The organism is Cytobacillus oceanisediminis 2691 (genome assembly GCF_007678455.1).
In the GTDB taxonomy this organism is placed as follows: domain Bacteria; phylum Bacillota; class Bacilli; order Bacillales; family Cytobacillaceae; genus Mesobacillus; species Mesobacillus oceanisediminis_A.
In genome coordinates, this window is record NZ_VEEP01000001.1 from 1 (window position 1) to 18,744 (window position 18,744).

At 43.2% G+C, this 18,744-nt stretch carries 15 protein-coding genes, 15 tRNA genes and 1 rRNA gene; 27 read left to right on the plus strand and 4 right to left on the minus strand.

The annotated features are described in order from the left end of the window. Positions 1-340: 340 nt before the first annotated feature. From rrf to FS736_RS00085, 16 genes are all read left to right on the plus strand, one after another. Positions 341-456: ribosomal RNA gene (rrf, locus tag FS736_RS00010) — 5S ribosomal RNA — on the plus strand. 67 nt (positions 457-523) lie between these two features. After that, a tRNA-Asn gene (locus tag FS736_RS00015) sits at positions 524-598 on the plus strand. Positions 599-602: 4 nt separating this feature from the next. Then, positions 603-694: transfer RNA gene (locus FS736_RS00020), tRNA-Ser, on the plus strand. Positions 695-711: 17 nt separating this feature from the next. Next, positions 712-786 (plus strand) — tRNA-Glu (locus FS736_RS00025). Positions 787-812: 26 nt separating this feature from the next. Continuing rightward, positions 813-888, plus strand: a tRNA-Val gene (locus FS736_RS00030). 26 nt (positions 889-914) lie between these two features. Next, positions 915-988, plus strand: a tRNA-Met gene (locus FS736_RS00035). Between the two features lie 40 nt (positions 989-1,028). Next, positions 1,029-1,104, plus strand: a tRNA-Asp gene (locus tag FS736_RS00040). A 6-nt stretch (positions 1,105-1,110) separates the two neighbouring features. Continuing rightward, positions 1,111-1,186, plus strand: a tRNA-Phe gene (locus FS736_RS00045). A 69-nt stretch (positions 1,187-1,255) separates the two neighbouring features. Continuing rightward, positions 1,256-1,340 (plus strand) — tRNA-Tyr (locus FS736_RS00050). Positions 1,341-1,348: 8 nt separating this feature from the next. Further along, a tRNA-Trp gene (locus tag FS736_RS00055) sits at positions 1,349-1,422 on the plus strand. A gap of 11 nt (positions 1,423-1,433) precedes the next feature. Beyond that, a tRNA-His gene (locus FS736_RS00060) sits at positions 1,434-1,509 on the plus strand. Between the two features lie 40 nt (positions 1,510-1,549). Further along, positions 1,550-1,624 (plus strand) — tRNA-Gln (locus FS736_RS00065). Positions 1,625-1,627: 3 nt separating this feature from the next. Beyond that, positions 1,628-1,702: transfer RNA gene (locus FS736_RS00070), tRNA-Gly, on the plus strand. 9 nt (positions 1,703-1,711) lie between these two features. Beyond that, positions 1,712-1,786: transfer RNA gene (locus tag FS736_RS00075), tRNA-Cys, on the plus strand. Positions 1,787-1,827: 41 nt separating this feature from the next. Next, positions 1,828-1,912 (plus strand) — tRNA-Leu (locus tag FS736_RS00080). 52 nt (positions 1,913-1,964) lie between these two features. Further along, positions 1,965-2,038 (plus strand) — tRNA-Gly (locus FS736_RS00085). Positions 2,039-2,175: 137 nt separating this feature from the next. On the opposite strand, the gene FS736_RS00090 is transcribed toward FS736_RS00085, so the two are convergent. After that, positions 2,176-2,844 (minus strand): B3/B4 domain-containing protein, encoded by a 669-nt coding sequence (locus FS736_RS00090; RefSeq protein WP_144474275.1) that lies wholly within the window; start codon positions 2,842-2,844, stop codon positions 2,176-2,178. A gap of 107 nt (positions 2,845-2,951) precedes the next feature. On the opposite strand from FS736_RS00090, the gene queG reads away from it, so the two are divergent. The 7 genes from queG to yhbH all read left to right on the plus strand — a co-directional run bounded on the left by queG (position 2,952) and on the right by yhbH (position 10,437). After that, a complete protein-coding gene (gene queG, locus FS736_RS00095; protein WP_144474277.1) occupies positions 2,952-4,109 on the plus strand; it encodes a tRNA epoxyqueuosine(34) reductase QueG in 1,158 nt (385 codons plus the stop codon). Positions 4,110-4,199: 90 nt separating this feature from the next. Further along, positions 4,200-5,090, plus strand: a complete 891-nt coding sequence (locus FS736_RS00100) for an amidase domain-containing protein (protein ID WP_144474279.1) — start codon at positions 4,200-4,202, stop codon at positions 5,088-5,090. Between the two features lie 75 nt (positions 5,091-5,165). Further along, positions 5,166-5,645, plus strand: a complete 480-nt coding sequence (gene trmL, locus FS736_RS00105; RefSeq protein WP_144474281.1) for a tRNA (uridine(34)/cytosine(34)/5-carboxymethylaminomethyluridine(34)-2'-O)-methyltransferase TrmL — start codon at positions 5,166-5,168, stop codon at positions 5,643-5,645. 59 nt (positions 5,646-5,704) lie between these two features. Then, entirely contained in the window at positions 5,705-6,454 is a 750-nt protein-coding gene (gene nfsA / locus FS736_RS00110; RefSeq protein ID WP_144474283.1) for an oxygen-insensitive NADPH nitroreductase, read from the plus strand. A 339-nt stretch (positions 6,455-6,793) separates the two neighbouring features. Then, entirely contained in the window at positions 6,794-8,689 is a 1,896-nt protein-coding gene (locus FS736_RS00115; protein ID WP_144474285.1) for a PrkA family serine protein kinase, read from the plus strand. A 96-nt stretch (positions 8,690-8,785) separates the two neighbouring features. After that, the gene (locus FS736_RS00120) at positions 8,786-8,980 is read left to right on the plus strand and encodes a hypothetical protein (RefSeq protein ID WP_144474287.1); all 195 of its coding nucleotides are present in this window, start codon (positions 8,786-8,788) and stop codon (positions 8,978-8,980) included. 287 nt (positions 8,981-9,267) lie between these two features. Then, positions 9,268-10,437, plus strand: coding sequence for a sporulation protein YhbH (gene yhbH / locus FS736_RS00125; RefSeq protein WP_144474289.1), 1,170 nt, complete (start codon positions 9,268-9,270; stop codon positions 10,435-10,437). A 56-nt stretch (positions 10,438-10,493) separates the two neighbouring features. Here yhbH and FS736_RS00130 read toward each other — a convergent pair whose 3' ends face one another. Continuing rightward, positions 10,494-11,294, minus strand: a complete 801-nt coding sequence (locus FS736_RS00130) for a C39 family peptidase (RefSeq protein ID WP_251544645.1) — start codon at positions 11,292-11,294, stop codon at positions 10,494-10,496. 310 nt (positions 11,295-11,604) lie between these two features. On the opposite strand from FS736_RS00130, the gene FS736_RS00135 reads away from it, so the two are divergent. From FS736_RS00135 to FS736_RS00150, 4 genes are all read left to right on the plus strand, one after another. After that, entirely contained in the window at positions 11,605-13,119 is a 1,515-nt protein-coding gene (locus tag FS736_RS00135) for a glycine betaine uptake BCCT transporter (protein ID WP_144474964.1), read from the plus strand. Positions 13,120-13,371: 252 nt separating this feature from the next. Next, positions 13,372-14,310: a sugar-binding transcriptional regulator gene (locus tag FS736_RS00140; RefSeq protein WP_144474291.1), complete on the plus strand. Its 939-nt coding sequence runs from the start codon at positions 13,372-13,374 to the stop codon at positions 14,308-14,310. Between the two features lie 266 nt (positions 14,311-14,576). Then, complete coding sequence (locus tag FS736_RS00145) at positions 14,577-15,791, plus strand: NupC/NupG family nucleoside CNT transporter (RefSeq protein ID WP_144474293.1); 1,215 nt, start codon at positions 14,577-14,579, stop codon at positions 15,789-15,791. 90 nt (positions 15,792-15,881) lie between these two features. Continuing rightward, positions 15,882-16,640: an NRDE family protein gene (locus tag FS736_RS00150; protein WP_144474295.1), complete on the plus strand. Its 759-nt coding sequence runs from the start codon at positions 15,882-15,884 to the stop codon at positions 16,638-16,640. 113 nt (positions 16,641-16,753) lie between these two features. Here FS736_RS00150 and FS736_RS00155 read toward each other — a convergent pair whose 3' ends face one another. Further along, positions 16,754-17,719: an NAD(P)H-dependent flavin oxidoreductase gene (locus FS736_RS00155; RefSeq protein WP_144474297.1), complete on the minus strand. Its 966-nt coding sequence runs from the start codon at positions 17,717-17,719 to the stop codon at positions 16,754-16,756. A 171-nt stretch (positions 17,720-17,890) separates the two neighbouring features. Next, complete coding sequence (locus tag FS736_RS00160; RefSeq protein WP_144474299.1) at positions 17,891-18,721, minus strand: aldo/keto reductase; 831 nt, start codon at positions 18,719-18,721, stop codon at positions 17,891-17,893. Between the last annotated feature and the right edge of the window lie 23 nt (positions 18,722-18,744).

The window sequence follows — 18,744 nt, forward strand, 5'->3', positions numbered from 1 at the left end:
AGGTTGATAGGTCAGAGGTGGAAGCGCGGTGACGTGTGGAGCTGACTGATACTAATCGTTCGAGGACTTAACCAAATACGAAAAGCGTAGGCGACTGTACAGCCTCGACAAGCGCTGGAGGGCCAGCAGTTGAAGTCGTTCTTTGACTTCGGCGGATGGACCGAAGCGACTCGAGAGGCTAGGAGCCGGAGCTGGACAATGATCATTCGATTCTCTTGAATTCTTCTTACACATTATCTAGTTTTGAGGGAATAAAGATTTTTACGTAGTGAAATATCTTTAAAATTTCTCTTGCAAAATGCACTAAAGACAGTATAATAGATATTGTCTTGAAAAAATGTCTGGTGGCGATGGCGAGAAGGTCACACCCGTTCCCATACCGAACACGGAAGTTAAGCTTCTCAGCGCCGATGGTAGTTGGGGGTTTCCCCCTGTGAGAGTAGGACGCCGCCGGGCAAGATGCATTTTACATCTTGTTTCAAAGATACGGATCGTGTATCCAGGTCGGAGAAATCATTACTATTCCGCAGTAGCTCAGTGGTAGAGCACTCGGCTGTTAACCGAGCGGTCGTAGGTTCGAATCCTACCTGCGGAGCCAATTTGGAGAGCTGTCCGAGAGGTCGAAGGAGCACGATTGGAAATCGTGTAGACGGTCAACGCTGTCTCAAGGGTTCGAATCCCTTGCTCTCCGCCATAGAAACTTAAATAAACGGCCCCTTGGTCAAGCGGTTAAGACACCGCCCTTTCACGGCGGTAACACGGGTTCGAATCCCGTAGGGGTCACCATTTTCTTTAATAAGTAACATAACAATGGAGGATTAGCTCAGCTGGGAGAGCATCTGCCTTACAAGCAGAGGGTCGGCGGTTCGATCCCGTCATCCTCCACCATAAGTTTTTTGATGCATTATTACCGTCGCGGGGTGGAGCAGTCCGGTAGCTCGTCGGGCTCATAACCCGAAGGTCGCAGGTTCAAATCCTGCCCCCGCAATCATGAAGTGCTTTTCAAGTTAATCACTTGAAAAGATTTTGGTCCCGTGGTGTAGCGGTTAACATGCCTGCCTGTCACGCAGGAGATCGCCGGTTCGATCCCGGTCGGGACCGCCAGTATATGGCTCAGTAGCTCAGTCGGTAGAGCAAAGGACTGAAAATCCTTGTGTCGGCGGTTCGATTCCGTCCTGAGCCACCATTTAAAATTTCCTGGTTAATCAGGAAATTGAGTAAATGGGTTTTTTAACATCGGAAATGATGTTATAATGGAGGGGTAGCGAAGTGGCTAAACGCGGCGGACTGTAAATCCGCTCCCTCAGGGTTCGGCGGTTCGAATCCGTCCCCCTCCACCATTTATCATAGGGGTATAGTTTAAAGGTAGAACGAAGGTCTCCAAAACCTTTGGTGTGGGTTCGATTCCTACTACCCCTGCCAATTTTATAATGGCGATTGTGGCGAAGTGGTTAACGCATCGGATTGTGGTTCCGACATTCGTGGGTTCGATTCCCATCAGTCGCCCCATTTCAAATCACATATTCAATCAGTATTGAATATAATATATTGGGCTATAGCCAAGCGGTAAGGCAACGGACTTTGACTCCGTCATGCGTTGGTTCGAATCCAGCTAGCCCAGCCATTTGCGGAAGTAGTTCAGTGGTAGAATACAACCTTGCCAAGGTTGGGGTCGCGGGTTCGAATCCCGTCTTCCGCTCCAATATAATATGGCGGCATAGCCAAGTGGTAAGGCAAAGGTCTGCAAAACCTTTATTCACCGGTTCAAATCCGGTTGCCGCCTCCACTAATTATTTAGTGGTATTGCAGTATTTGAAATCTTCATATGCCGGTGTGGCGGAATTGGCAGACGCGCACGACTCAAAATCGTGTTCCTTCTGGAGTGTCGGTTCGACCCCGACCACCGGTACCATCTTTATTTTAAACAGGATCTCCTGTTTTCTTTATTTTCATAAGATATGTATGCGGGTGTAGTTTACTGGTAAAACCTCAGCCTTCCAAGCTGATGTAGTGGGTTCGATTCCCATCACCCGCTCCATACATACGTGACTAACGCAGCATTTCGTTTCTTGAAAACGACGTGCTGCGTTTTTTAATTTTTTTTGCAGATTTATGATTGATCGGGGATCTCTGGCATGCAGGGAAGGACAGAGATTGTATTAAAAAGGGGATGCATCAGCATCCCACGAGTTTAAATGTACCAGTTCCTCCATGAATCTGGGTGAACATATTCATGAGTGATTCGGTCATCTTCTCCATTTCTGTTGACGGAGAAGAAGGCCTTAAATAGACAATCTGCAACGCATTTCTTGTTTCTTCTGTCACTGCGGTCCTTTCAGAATCGACAAAAGGGCTTCCGAACGGTCCTTTATCGTCTGCAGATATGATCAAGTTAGCAAGATTATTAGTTCTGCCATTCAGACCTCCGTACTCTTCATTTTCTTCGCCAACTTTAATTGTGATATTCCCCTGCAGTTTGTCACTGTCGTAAATACCAATTGGAATTTGATATTCAAGCGAGAAGAAATTATTCAGATCTATCGCACTATGTATGGTTTGAAGGTAATTCTGCTTAGAGATCCTTCGGTAAAGGGCTTCGGCCGAATGTCTATATCGGTTAGGATCCTTCCCCGTTGCTTTGAAGATTCCTCGCCACTCTTTGATTCCTTCAAGCTCCGTAACGTTTTTTTCCAAAAGGTCAAAGTATATTGATTCCTGGAAGAGCTGCAGTCTGCCTTTCAACATTTGAGGAGACTCGCCTACTTGTATGTTCTTATACTCGATCATTCCGATTGTGAATCCGGGATTGAGATTGCATATCATCCTGGAAACTTGAATTTCCATTGATTCCACCTCCAAATCTGCTTTAAAATAGTTTATCATAAAAGAGATTTGCTTTTAAATTTATGGGATTCATATATAGATATCAAAATAGGAAGGGGGTATCCGCAATGGATATGGCAAGTTTGAAGAAGGAGATCATAGCTTACAGCAAAACGATCGGCATCGATAAAATTGGTTTTGCAGCACCATCGACCTTTGAAGAGATGAAGGTCCGGTTATACATGCAGCAGCAACTTCACTATCAATCAGGATTTGAAGAAAAGGATATTGAAAAGAGAACGGAGCCTGCCCTGATTTTTGATCGTCCTAAATCAATCATTTCGATTGCTCTCGCCTATCCTTCAAAAATGAAAACGAAAGTGATCAGCAAGAAGGGGGAAAGGCGGGGAATCTTCTGTCGGGCGTCATGGGGGACTGATTACCACGCGGTCCTGAGGGACAGGCTGAAAAAACTCGAGGAATTTATTGCTTTGAAAGTTCCTGAAGCCCGCTTCAAATCGATGGTCGATACGGGTGAACTGGTGGACAGGGCAGTTGCGGAACGAGCGGGCATCGGCTGGAGCGGCAAAAACTGTTCGATTATCACACCCGAGTTTGGATCATACGTCTATCTAGGCGAAATGATTACGAATATACCGTTTGAGCCTGACCATCCCATGGAGGATCGTTGTGGCAGCTGTAACAAGTGTGTGGATGTCTGTCCTACAGGTGCGCTGGTACAGGGCGGTCAGCTGGATGCGCAAAAATGTATTGCTTTTGTGACTCAAACTAAGGGGTTTTTAGCGGATGAGTTTCGGGATAAGCTGGGCAACCGATTATATGGCTGTGATACTTGCCAGACAGTTTGCCCAGAAAACAAAGGGAAGGATTTTCATTTCCATGAAGAAATGGAGCCAGACCCTGAAATTGCAAAGCCGTTGCTGAAACCTTTATTGACCATCAGCAACCGGGAGTTTAAAGAAAAATTCGGACATGTTTCAGGTTCATGGCGCGGAAAGAAGCCTATCCAGCGTAATGCGATTATTGCCCTGGCTCATTTTAAGGATGATACAGCGATACCGGAGTTGATAATGGTCCTGAAGGAGGATCCAAGACCTGTTCTCAGAGGAACGGCAGCATGGGCGCTTGGCAAAATTGGCGGACACGACGCGTTGGACGCATTGCAGCATGCTTCTTCTTTTGAGAAGGATGAAGAAGTATTGCAGGAAATCAGTAAAGGCTTGGATTTTTTTAATGAAAAGGAACAGTCTGATATCCCAATTTAGGACAGAATGGATTTTTAATAATCCATTCTTTTTTTATGCCTTAAATCCCTTGCTCCTTCATAAACATGATAGGTGAAGGGAGAGATGAGTATGCGTAAACAACTGCAGGAGCTGCTGGAACAGCGAGTCCTTCAATGTGTATCCATGCCTCGCAATCAATTGCATGAGTGTGCGGGCATTGAGTTAAAAAAGCAGAGCTTTGCAAACAGGTCTGCTGAGATTGTAAAAGCAAAGGCAGATGGCAGGATCAAGCAAAGATTTGAAGATAATGAGAATGCATCTGTTTTATATGATGTTCACTTTCAGTATTTGATCAAGCAAAGAGGTTTATTTTACATGGAGGAAGAAGTGGAAAAGAGGCGGGCCGAATTCTACAAAGGGATCCTGGTGAACGACGAGAAGTTGAATGAAAATGAACCCACGGAGAAAATTGAAGAGGCTTTGCCTGTCTTTTCGCATGAGGTGGACGGACAGGAGAGGAAGGGCTTCAGATATGATAGGTTAAAGGCTGTCCAGTATGCTGAACGCTGGTGGAATGACTATAATCCCGCATATAAGAAGTTCGAAGTGGATTGTACCAATTATATATCGCAGTGTCTGCATGTTGGCGGGGCACCGATGAGAGGCTATCCAAACCGAAGCAATGGCTGGTGGATGCAGAATAATAACTGGAGCTTCAGCTGGTCGGTTGCTAATGCGTTGCGCTGGCATATTCCTGGTTCAAAGTTTGGGCTAAGGGGCAGAGAGGTGAGCAGTGCTGAAAAGCTGAAGCTCGGCGATGTGATCTGCTACGATTTCCAGGGAGATGGACGATTCGATCATACGACCATTGTAACCGGGCATGACGCGGACGGAATGCCGCTTGTCAACGCCCATACGTATAACTCCCGAATGAGGTACTGGGCATATGAGGATTCGACGGCCTATACCCCGAATATAAAGTATAAGTTCCTTATGATTACTGATGACCGTGATGAGTGAATAGAAGGGCCGTTTCTTTTGCTGTGAAGGAGTGTAATGGTATAATAGCTGTAGTTTTGATTAGAGGTGAAAGTCATGGCATTGCATGTTGTATTATACCAGCCGCTCATTCCAGCCAACACTGGCAATATCGCGCGCACATGCGCTGGTACCGATACCGAGCTTCACTTGATCAGGCCGTTGGGATTTTCAACGGATGATAAGATGCTGAAGCGTGCCGGGTTGGATTATTGGGAACACGTAAAGATCCATTACTATGATTCGCTGGATGATTTTTATCAGCAAAACGAGGGCGGAGAATTTTTTTATGTGACCAAGTTTGGCAAGAAGGCGCATTCTGCTTTTGATTATAGTGCAACCGATCAGGAGTACTTCTTTATTTTTGGCCGGGAAACAACCGGACTTCCTAAAGAAGTGATTGAAAACAATATGGACAGATGCCTGAGGCTGCCTATGAATGAAAATATTCGTTCATTAAATCTGTCCAATACAGCCGCTATCCTGATTTATGAGGCATTGAGGCAGCAGGATTATCGCGATTTGCGCAAATATTAGGAGGCCTTTTCAGGTCTCCTTTTTGGCATTGCCATTATATTAAAGGAGATGAGAGAAGAATGAACCAGGTAATCGAAACCATTTTAAACCATCGCTCAGTAAGGAGCTTTAGGGATCAGACGCTGGACCGGGAACAGATAGAAGCGATTGTAAAAAGCGCACAGGCAGCTTCTACTTCCAGCTTCGTCCAGGCTTATTCGATTATTGGCGTGACGGACCAGGAGAATAAGGACAGGCTGTCTGAAATTGCCGGGAATCAGGCATATGTTGCAGCTAATGGCCATTTCTTTGTGTTTTGTGCGGACCTTCATCGCCATAAGGTCTTGGCTGAGATGGAGAATGTTGATTTGAATGATTCAATTGAGAGTACGGAGAAATTCATGGTTGCATTGATCGATGCGGCCCTGGCTGCGCAGAATGCTGCAATTGCTGCTGAGTCAATGGGTCTTGGTATTTGCTATATCGGCGGAATCCGCAATGACCTGGAAGCAGTAAAAGAAGTTTTAAAGACGCCTGAACATGTTATTCCTCTGTTTGGCATGGCAGTAGGTTATCCTGATAAGGAGACGGATTTAAAGCCTCGTCTTGCAATGGAACATGTCTATATGGAAAATGAGTATCAGCAGGACCAGAGCTTGTTTGAGAAACAGCTGCAGGATTATAATGAAACGACCTCGCAATACTACCGTGAAAGAACGGGTGGGAAACGTGAGGACACCTGGACTGGCCAAATGGCCAAGATGCTAGGCCGTAAATCGCGGATGTATATGAAGGAATTCGTGGAAAAACAGAATTTGAAAAAAAAATAATGATTAAAAAGTAAAAAAGCTGCCAATCGGCAGCTTTTTATTTTTTGGTGATCCCCGGCTTATCATCGTAACCTGAAGTGAAGATTGCAGATAAGAATGCAACTGTGACGCCCAGAATTAGAATTAGTTTCATGTATGTAAGCCTCCCTTTTACTGGATTTTGTCCATATAGAATTTATTATAGCCTATTATCTTCGAACTGTGAAGGAGAGGCTCTTAGTTTTTGCATCAGGAATTAAAAAGGACAATCAGGATGGACCAACGATTACGCATGTTCAAATTGTTTGCTGCATAGAATTTATTAATCGTCTCTTGATAACGCTACATGGGGAGGTCCATATGGATATTTTAAAAAAGATTGAAATGTATCGCCAGGATGAAGAGAAGCTTAAGTGGGAAGGGACGTTCAGGGAATATCTTGAAATTGTAAAGGAACAGCCTTGGGTTGCTCAATCGGCACATTCGCGTGTATATAATATGATCAAAGACGCAGGAATTGAAAACGAAAAAGGAAAAAAAAGGTATTCCTTCTTTAGTTCCCAATTGTTTGGTCTTGAAGAGGCACTGGAAAGGCTTGTTGAAGAGTATTTTCATCCGGCGGCTAAAAGGCTGGATGTGAGGAAGCGGATCCTGCTGTTGATGGGCCCGGTAAGCGGCGGAAAATCCACCCTGGTCACCATGCTGAAAAGAGGGTTGGAGGCATACTCGCATACTGATAGAGGGGCGATCTACGCAATTAAGGGATGCCCTATGCATGAAGATCCGCTGCATATGATCCCGCATCATCTCCGCAAGGATTTTTATGATGAATATGGCATCAGGATTGAAGGCAATCTGTCGCCGCTTAATATGATGAGGCTTGACCAGGAGTATGGCGGCAGGATTGAAGATGTCATCGTTGAGAGAGTCTTCTTCTCAGAAGACAAAAGAACAGGGATTGGCACATTCAGCCCTTCTGATCCTAAATCACAGGATATCGCGGATTTAACCGGAAGCATTGATTTCTCCACGATTGCCGAGTATGGTTCTGAATCCGATCCGCGGGCATATCGCTTTGATGGTGAACTGAATAAAGCGAACCGGGGCATGATGGAGTTCCAGGAAATGCTGAAGTGTGACGAGAAATTCCTCTGGCATTTGCTGAGCCTGACGCAGGAAGGCAATTTTAAAGCGGGAAGATTCGCATTGATCAGTGCGGATGAATTGATTGTTGCCCATACCAATGAAACGGAATACCGTTCATTCATTTCGAATAAAAAGAACGAAGCGCTACATTCACGTATAATTGTTATGCCGATACCGTACAACTTAAAAGTGTCCGAAGAAGAGAAAATTTATGACAAGATGATCAGGGAAAGCGATGTGAACGATGTCCATATCGCGCCGCATACCCTAAGGGTTGCTGCAATGTTCACGATCCTTACACGCCTGAAGGATCCGAAAAAAGGTGATATTGACCTGATAAAGAAAATGAGGCTGTACGACGGTGAAAGTGTAGAGGGTTATAACCGGGCAGATGTTGAGGAATTGAAAAAAGAGCACCAGGATGAGGGGATGAGCGGAATTGATCCTCGCTATGTTATCAATCGGATTTCCTCCACAATTATCAGGAAAGAAGTCAAAACGATCAATGCACTGGATGTATTACGGTCATTGAAAGAGGGACTTGACCAGCACCCTTCGATCACTGCAGAAACAAGGGAACGTTATCTGAATTATATTTCCCTTGCCCGGAAAGAGTATGATGATATCGCCAAGAAGGAAGTTCAAAAAGCATTCGTGTACTCATATGAAGAATCAGCTAAAACCCTTATGGATAATTACCTTGATAATGTTGAGGCCTATTGCAATAAGGCGAAGCTTCGCGATCCGCTCACTGGAGAGGAAATCAATCCGGATGAGAAGCTGATGCGTTCGATCGAGGAACAGATTGGCATTTCCGAAAATGCGAAGAAAGCGTTCCGTGAAGAGATTTTAATCAGAATTTCTGCTTATGCGCGTAAAGGCAAGCGGTTTGATTATAATTCCCATGATCGCCTGCGTGAAGCGATCCAGAAAAAGCTGTTTGCTGATCTGAAGGATGTTGTGAAAATCACGACTTCCACGAAAACTCCTGATGAGACCCAGCTGAAGAAAATCAATAATGTTGTCGCAAGGCTAATTGATGAGCATGGCTACAACTCCACTTCCGCCAACGAATTGCTGCGGTATGTTGGAAGCTTATTAAATAGGTAGACAGCGGGGGCCTGCAGATTGCAGGTCCTTTTCAACTTGGGTTAAGAGTTTATTTAGCATCCATAGAGGGAATAGTACAGGCAAGAGGTGATAAAGATGGCAAAAGAAGAAGTACAAAAAGACTTAGCAAAAAACTATGTCCCTAAAAACAGTTCCATGGCCCGCAATGAAGATGAAATGGAAAATCTGGGCAAGCAAATGGAACATCGCCGCAGTGGCGAAGTTTTAAAAGAGGAATATGATAAAGTACCAGATCCAATTCAATTTGATAAAGCGAATGAAAAGAAATAACCTTTGCGGATAATGCAAAGGTTATTTTTTTGCCAAAAAAAGGTGAGCGTGTTATTGCGATATATAGTGCCTAACCTCAGCCCCTAAAAATAAATTCAATATGTAAAATGGGCTTGTCCTGCACTAGGAGAAAGCGGTAATTGTCAAAATTATTTGTAAATTATTTTGTCTTCTTGCATAAGATAGAGTAATTACATCTCCCCTGTGGTTTACGGCCATCGGGATATTGTATGAAAGTAGTTTGTATTATGTTACTCAAAATGAAAATTTCAAAGGAGGGGTTGAAAATGACCGATGAAAGCAGTCACCAGTTTGTGATTTCCCAGGAAGATTGGTCCCTCCACCGCAAAGGACATGATGACCAACAGCGCCATCAGGAAAAGGTGCAGGAAGCAATCAAGAGCAATCTGCCTGATTTGATCACAGAAGAGAACATTATCATGTCCAACGGCAGGGATGTCGTAAAGATTCCGATAAGGTCACTGGATGAGTACAAAATCCGTTATAACTATGATAAGAACAAACATGTAGGCCAGGGCAACGGAGATTCAAAGATTGGGGATGTTGTCGCCCGGGATGGCTCAGGCCAACAGCAGGGACCAGGCAAAGGCCAGGGTGCAGGAGACCAGGCCGGGGAAGATTATTACGAAGCAGAAGTATCGATGATGGAGATTGAGGAGGCCCTATTCAAGGAGTTGGAGCTTCCGAACCTCAAGAAGAAGGAAGAACAGGAACATCTTGTCGAAAACATCGAATTCAATGACATCAGGAAGACAGGGCTCATGGGGAATATTGATAAGAAGCGCACAATGATGTCAGCTTATAAACGAAATGCGATGACCGGAAAACCAGCTTTCCATCCAATCTACAAGGAGGATCTGAAGTTTAAGACCTGGAATGAGGTTGTGAAGCCAGACTCGAAGGCTGTAGTGCTTGCGATGATGGATACGAGCGGAAGTATGGGACTTTGGGAAAAATATATGGCGAGAAGCTTTTTCTTCTGGATGACCCGTTTCCTTCGCTCTAAATATGAAACAGTCGAAATTGAATTCATTGCACATCATACCGAAGCAAAGGTCGTAACCGAGGAAGATTTTTTCTCAAAAGGAGAAAGCGGCGGTACAATTTGTTCGTCCGCCTATCGAAAAGCTTTAGAACTTATAGAATTGAAGTACAATCCAAGCAAGTTCAATATTTATCCATTCCACTTTTCCGATGGTGATAACCTGACCTCCGACAATGCCCGCTGTGTAAAATTAGTTGAAGAACTGATGAAGGTCTCCAATATGTTTGGCTATGGAGAAGTCAATCAGTACAACCGCCACTCGACCCTAATGTCCGCGTATAAAAACATTAAAGATGAACATTTCAGATACTATATCCTCAAGCAAAAAGCCGATGTATTCCATGCCATGAAGAGCTTTTTCAAACAAGAAGAAAATAAAATGTACGCTTAAACAAAAATCGGCAGGGTAGAATCCCTGCCGATTTTTCCTATTATCCTCTTAAACTGTTACTTTTCGATGCCTATTGCCTGGCTGCCCATTTGAATCCATGCTTGTTCAAATGCTTTGCGTGAAACAGTCTTGTAGCCTGTAACATCAAGAGGGTCGTTGATGTATAAGTAATTTTCGTCATAGCCGACGATTAATACACTGTGTTCTCTGTATGTAATCTTGACATCACCGGTATTGGTTTTCCAGGTTGTGAACTCGGATTCTGGCAATGGGGCAAACGTCGAATTAATGATGACCCAGACCGGCGAACCGCTGTCAAGCAGCTCAGTTACTGCCTTAAACGGCTGTCCAGTCACATCCTTGACCTTTCCTGGAAGGAAGGTTTCTGCAAGGTTGGCGACTGGTCCATGATAAACACCGTAACCAGATTTGCTGAATGTATAAATATCGCCAACAAATCCATCATACGGGTTGCCTCTGACATAATTCGCGTCACGGAAGGGAATTTTATGTATTTTCTGGGCTAAAGTCATCTTATCCACTGCAATTCCTTCATATTGCAGCAGCATGGACAAACTGGTTACTTCACACCCTCGCTGCAATTCGGGGAGCTGGCTCACGTGTGGGACCCCGTCAATGAGGATTTTTTCTTCTTTATTCGTAAAATTTTTAAGAAGTGTTTTATTTTCGATATTCTTGTTCACGAGATGGGCTTTAGTCCTGGTAATTTTGGGTGCTTCTTCTGTTTTAGCCTCTGCTGTAGGGTTTTCAATCGATCGGATCTTCTCGCCACCGAGGAAGGTAACAAGGAAAATGACTCCTATTGACAATGTCCTGAAAAAGATTTTTTTATTCAACAAATCGTCTCCTTACAACATCTCTATATCAATCTTATACAACTTTCGACATGGATTCAATAGACTAATAGATTGTAAATGGATAATTTGTGGAAAATAAATAAAATTGTGCTTCCAGAACCATAAATTTCTGTTTTCAACAGGCGGATACAAAAAGGAATTTTTAGATTGCAACTTTTAAAAGTCTTTAAACCCACATTTTTATGGCTGTATCAGGCCATACTAACTTTGTTATGAGTCAATCTTTTTAAAAAAACCTAAAGTTATGTTAGGGTATTAAAGTGTCATTTTTATTGAAAGGAGTTTTATGATGAAAAAGGATTCATCAGTATTTTTCATATCGGCCGGGATTTTGCTTCTGATGGTCCTGTTCGGTGTATTTGTACCAGATAAGCTTGAATCAGTAACAGCCAATATTCAGGCTTTCATAACTGATTCTTTAGGATGGTATTATTTAATCCTTGTATCTTTAATTGTTATTGTGTGTCTTTATTTCCTCATTAGCCCACTGGGGAAAATCAGGCTTGGCAGGCAGGACGACCGTCCGGAATTTTCGACGCTGAGCTGGTATGCGATGCTGTTCAGTGCCGGGATGGGGATCGGACTGGTTTTCTGGGGAACTGCTGAGCCAATAAGCCATTTTATGGTATCAACACCGACGGGATCGGAACCGGGATCGAATCAGGCTATCCGTGATTCAATGAGATTCACATTTTTCCATTGGGGCATCCATGCCTGGGCCATTTACGGAATTGTCGCCTTAGTTCTTGCTTATTTCAATTTCCGCCATGGTAAGCCTGGACTGATCAGTGCCACACTTGGACCAATTCTAGGTGAACGCACTGAAGGGACCGCAGGAAAAGTAGTCGATGTAATTTCTGTCGTCGCGACAGTTATTGGTGTGGCAACAACTTTAGGATTTGGAGCTGTACAAATTAACGGGGGGCTTTCTTACCTGTTTGGAATTCCTGCTAGTTTCTTGACCCAATTACTAATTGTCCTGATTGTCACCATTTTATTCATGATTTCAGCATGGTCAGGATTAGGGAAAGGGATTAAGATCCTGAGCAATGTTAATATGCTTTTGGCAGGTCTATTGCTGTTAGCCATGCTGATTCTTGGACCAACTCAATTTATCCTGAATCTATTCACCAATACTATTGGTACCTATCTTCAGAACCTTCCTTCAATGAGCTTCCGTATTTCACCGCTGAATGAAGATGTGCGTTCATGGATAAACGGATGGACCATTTTCTATTGGGCTTGGTGGATTGCATGGGCGCCATTTGTAGGGATTTTTATAGCTCGAGTTTCTAAAGGCCGTACGATAAGGGAGTTTGTTTTTGGAGTTCTTCTTGTACCTTCCCTGATTGGCTTCCTATGGTTTTCCGCATTTGGGGGTTCTGCGATTAAATTGGAGCAGGAGGGGATTGCAAAAATCTCTGAGCTGGCGACCGAAGAAGCATTATTTGGCGTATTCGCGAATTACCCAATGAGTTCATTGTTATCTATTCTTGCAATGATTCTGATTGGTACTTTCTTCATCACTTCAGCGGATTCAGGGACATTTGTTTTAGGCATGATGACAACTAATGGGTCCCTGACACCAGGCAACCGAATCAAATTCATTTGGGGAATCATGCTAGCGGCAATATCCCTAGTACTGCTATACTCTGGCGGATTACAGGCACTGCAAAATACAATGATCGTCGCTGCGCTGCCATTCTCCATCATCATGGCGATGATGGCCTTAAGTCTAATAAAAGCATTAAACAAAGAGGCAAGAGAGCTAGGAATCGGGAAAATCCCTAAGCGAAAGCAGTAAATGATCAAGGCTCTTGGCATAATTGAAAAGCAGCAATCAATTTGAAAAAAGGCATTCTTCCATTATGAGGAGGATGCCTTTTTGTGGTTTAATATTATTAGTTGTTGATTAATACGTTCAAAAAGATTAATCATATGTAAAGATAAGGAGATTTATGAACATTTTGTTCTTTTTAAAATTGTAAATGTTTTCATTTGGATTTTTTGTTAAAATGAAGGTATTGAATTTATGTCATTTCCAAAGGTGATCAGAATGGAAAAAGAAAAATTATTGAAGATAATCGAGGCTGCAAAGCTATATTATCTACTGGATTATAACCAGAATGATATCGCAAAAGAATTGGGAGTGTCGCGACCGACAGTTTCGAGGTTCCTTCAGATAGCGAAGCAGGAGGGGATTGTCGACATCAAGATCATGGATCCGACTGAGGATGTCGAGAATCTGTCATTGCAGCTTGAACAAAAGTTTGGGCTCAAAAAGGCGATTGTTACCCATATTCCCCAATATGATGACACTGTCATCAAAACATATCTTGGGGAGAAGGCGGCTTCTTTTTTGAATGAAGTGGTTGAGCATGATGATATCATTGGTGTAACGTGGGGAACGACGCTTTACCACGTGGCTCTGGAACTGAAACAGAAGCCGTGTAAGAATGTCAAGGTAGTCCAGTTGAAAGGCGGTGTCAGCCATTCTGAAACGAATACATATGCGAATGAAATCCTGTATTTGTTCGGCAAGGCCTTCAACAGTGCACCACACCACCTGCCGCTCCCGGCAATCGTCGACCATGTCGTAGTGAAGCAGGCAATGGAGGCGGACAGGCATATCAAAAAAATCCTCGAAATGGGGAAGCAGTCCAACATCGCCGTCTATACAATCGGGCCGATTAAATCCGAATCTCTATTGTTCCAGTTAGGCTATTTTACAGAAGAGGACCTGCAAGTCATCTATTCTAAAGCCGTAGGGGATATTTGTTCCCGATTCTTCGATAAGGACGGCCAGGTATGTAACGAAAATCTCAATGCGAGAACATTGGGGATCGAGCTGGAAGAGTTAAAAAAGAAAAAGTATTCTATTTTAGTGGCAGGAGGAGCCCATAAAATTGAAGGTATTTATGGTGCTTTAAAAGGGAATTATACAAATGTGCTTGTAACAGACCAGTTCACAGCAAAGTTCCTGTTGGATAAATAAAGGTTTAATAGTTGTACTTAATGAGAAAAGCCATAAGGTACAATCAGATACCCGATAGGTTTTCGGCCTTGAGGGTATTTTTGTCGAAAAAATGAAAAGGTATTATTTTCATTTTACATTTGTTCAAAAACATATTTACAAAAGTTCTTTAGGTCTGATATATTTGCTATAGAAAGTTTAAGTTAAACAAATGTAAACGTTTTAAAGAAATTTTTTTCAAACTATTTGTAAACGGTAACAAATAACACAACAAGAGGTGGGTCAAAATGAATATCTTATGGGGCTTGATGGGAATAGCTGTTGTTCTGGGAATTGCATTCATTTTCTCAAATAACAAGAAATCCATCAATTTGCGCACAATCATTGGTGGAATGGCAATTCAATTCATCTTCGCTTTCGCTGTACTGAAGTGGGAAACAGGGAAGCTGCTATTGAAAAAACTCTCGCTTGCTGTCAATGAAATCGTCAATTATACAGACGCTGGCGTGCAATTCTTGTTTGGCGGCTTGTTCCAGGCCGAAAATATTGGGTTTGTATTCGCTTTTCAAGTATTAACTGTCGTCATTTTCTTCTCTTCTTTGATTTCTGTTCTTTACTATCTGGGAATCATGCAATTAATCATCAAGTTCCTGGGCGGAGGACTTTCTAAATTACTGGGAACGAGCAAAGCTGAATCACTTTCAGCAGCAGCAAACATTTTTGTTGGACAGACTGAGGCACCACTTGTCATTAAGCCATACATTGCTAAAATGACTCAATCTGAACTTTTTGCAGTAATGGTAGGTGGACTAGCTTCCGTTGCGGGCTCTGTTTTAATTGGTTATTCTTTATTGGGTGTTCCTTTGGAATACTTGCTTGCAGCAAGTTTCATGGCTGCTCCGGCAGGGTTGGTATTGGCTAAAATCATGATTCCAGAAACAGAGAAATCTGAAACATCTGATGAGCTAAGGATGGAAAAAGACACAGAATCAGCGAACGTCATCGATGCTGCGGCCAGAGGTGCAAGTACAGGTCTTCAATTAGCTTTGAATATTGGTGCAATGTTGCTTGCGTTCATCGCATTGATTGCATTAATCAACGGTATTATTGGATTCTTAGGAGGATTCTTCGGTGCCGATAATCTAACACTTGAAACGATTCTTGGCTTTGTATTTGCTCCGCTTGCTTTCGCTATTGGTGTTCCTTGGGATGAAGCAGTTAAAGCTGGCGGATTCATTGGACAAAAATTGATCTTGAATGAATTTGTAGCTTATTCATCATTTGCGCCGCAAATCGATCAATTATCTGCTAAAACAGTAGCAATCATCAGTTTCGCGCTATGTGGATTCGCAAACGTATCTTCCATGGGAATCCTGCTTGGCGGACTTGGAAGCCTTGCCCCAAATCGCCGTGCTGACATCGCGAAAATGGGTGTACGATCAATCATTGCTGGTATGCTTGCGTCATTATTGAGTGCAGCAATGGCAGGTATGTTGTTATAATAAATGACTGAAAAGAGAGGGACCTGGTCCTTCTCTTTTTTTGCTTTGAGTTATAATAGAAGAAAACCGAACGGAAAGCTGTGATGATGAATGTGTTTAATTTTATTTGCCTATAAAGCGCATCCAAAATATAAGCTGATTGTCGCTGCAAACAGGGATGAATCATACAACCGTGCCACTGCTCCAGCGGCTTTTTGGGAGGATGCACCGGAGTTGCTTGCCGGACGCGACCTTGAAAAAATGGGTACCTGGATGGGAGTGACCACTTCAGGAAAATTTGCCGCCTTGACTAATTACCGGGACCCAAGTGAACAGACTGCTGGAAAAAGAACCCGCGGGGAACTTGTGGCTGATTATCTGAGGGGAATGGACAATCCCGAAAATTATCTTCAGAAAATGGCACAAAGGCGTCTCGAATATCCTGGTTATAATCTATTGGCAGGTGATCTTGATGAACTTTATTACTATTCGAATCGTGGAAACCACCACCCTGTTGAAATTCAGCCAGGTATCCATGGAGTAAGCAACCATCTGCTTAATACCGACTGGCCTAAAGTGGAAAAAGGTAAAGCAGGATTGAAGAAAATCGTATCGGAAGACACTTCTGACCTGGGAGACAGCTTATTTAGCCTTTTGGAAAATGCAGACCCTGCACCTGACCATATATTGCCTTCAACTGGAGTTTCACTAGAATGGGAACGTTTGCTGTCACCAATGTTCATAAAAAGTGAAGGATACGGAACGAGAAGCTCGACTGTCATTTTAATGAATGATGAAAAAATCTATTTTAACGAACGGGTTTTCTCAGAAGATCAGCGGACAAACCAGGAATTTTTAATAACACTATAAAGAAAAACAGACAGCCACAATCATGGTTGTCTGTTTTTATGAAAGCCTATTTCCGTACAAGGAAAAACAGACTCCGTTTTTATGGAAAGCAGGACCTGATGAAGAAAGAGCCTTTATTGAGCGAAGCTTTTAGCTGCTATATATTCCATCTTTAAATTGTCTATAATTTTCCGGACGGGAAGGATTTCTTTTATTTCACCAACCCTGGCACCTGCAAATACGAGGCCATTTTCTACATCCCCTGCAACTGAGGTAAGCAGCGAGTCAAGTGTGCAAAATTGGTAGGAGCAATTTTTCAGGCAATCACGGCATTTTTTGATCCGGAGTTTATCTGAAGTAGTAATAAGCCTTGTAAAATGATTTGCGATTGCCCGCCCTTGCAAGCCTACAGTTGTTTTTACCAGCTGCAGGTCTTTTTCTGCAGCCGAGATGTACTTTTCCTTAAAGCTTTGCGGAGCGTCACATTCCTCGCTGGCCACGAACCTTGTGCCCATTTGGACCCCAGAAGCTCCAAGTGATAATGCCCTGGCGATATCAGCACCAGTCAATATTCCTCCGGCAGCAATTACCGGGATGGACACAGCCTCAACAATCTCGGGGAGTATTTCAAATAATGGCCTGTCTGTCCCCAGATGCCCGCCGGCCTCAAATCCCTCCACAACCACGGCAGATGCACCCAGACGTTCCGAGATTTTAGCTAACTTCGCCGAAGAGACAATCGAAATGACAGGGATGCCAGCTTGTTTGCCCCAGGAATACATATCCCTTGATATCCCTGCTCCAGATATGATGAAATCCACTTTTTCATCTAATGCAGCCTTCATTTTTTCAGCGAAATCATTCATTGCAAATAATACATTTACGCCAATGTATCCCTTCCTATCTGTTAGCTCGCGCGCCTTCCTGATATGTGACCGTAATTCCTCGGTCGAAATCCCTGTTCCGGAAATGATGCCAATCCCGCCTGCGTTAGCTACCGCTGAAGCTAATCCGCTCAGTGAAATTCCTACCCCCATTCCTCCTTGCATGATTGGAACACTTGTAACCATATGGCCGATTTTAAGTTCTGGCAAATTCATGCTTATACCCCTTTCTGACTATATTCACTTGCAGTTTAGCATGGTGAAGTATAAAAAGAAGTGATTTTTAGCACTAGGTATTAAGTTTAGGTATAATAATTAAGTAATAATTTATTTTATAAAAAAAGACACAGAAAAAATTCTGCGTCTAATTACTTACTTAGAGTTTAATTAAAAATCGAAATTATCAGGATCCGGTCCTACACGCTCGTCTTTGTTCAAGCTGTTCAGACGGTCCATATCTTCGGTGTATAGTTCAAAGTCAAAGATATCTGCATTTTCGATAATGCGATGCTCCTTGATGGATTTTGGAATGGTCACCACGCCATTTTGCAAATCCCAGCGAAGGATGATTTGTGCCGGTGATTTTCCATGCTTTTCAGCAATTTCGACAATCGTCGGTTCCGATAAGAGTTCACCCTGTTTCAATGGAGACCAAGCTTCCATCTGAATACCTTCGGCTTTACAGAATTCCAGAAGCTCCGTCTGGGCAAGATGTGGATGATATTCAACCTGGTTAACCATTGGCTTAATTTCTGCATCCGCCATCAAATCTTTTAGATGATGGACGTGGAAGTTACTGACACCAATCGCGCGGACACGGCCGTCTTTATAAAGCTTTTCAAGAGCTTTCCAAGTTTCCTTGTATTTTCCCGCAACCGGCCAGTGAATCAGGTAAAGATCAAGATAATCAAGGCCCAGCTTCTCCAAGCTTGTCTCGAAAGCTTGAAGAGTGGATTCATAACCTTGCTCCGAATTCCACACCTTTGTCGTGATAAACAACTCTTCACGAGCAACTCCCGCTTCTTTAAGTGCCTGTCCTACGCCTTCCTCATTCTTGTAAACCGCAGCAGTATCGATGCTTTTATAGCCATTCTTAAGGGCAGCTTTTACAGACTCAACAACTTCTGAGCCTTCCTTCACCTTGAACACGCCAAGACCAAACCAAGGCATCTTGACACCGTTATGTAATGTAGTTGTATCCTGGAGATTTTTTGGCATCCCATGCGCCTCCTCTTCATTTT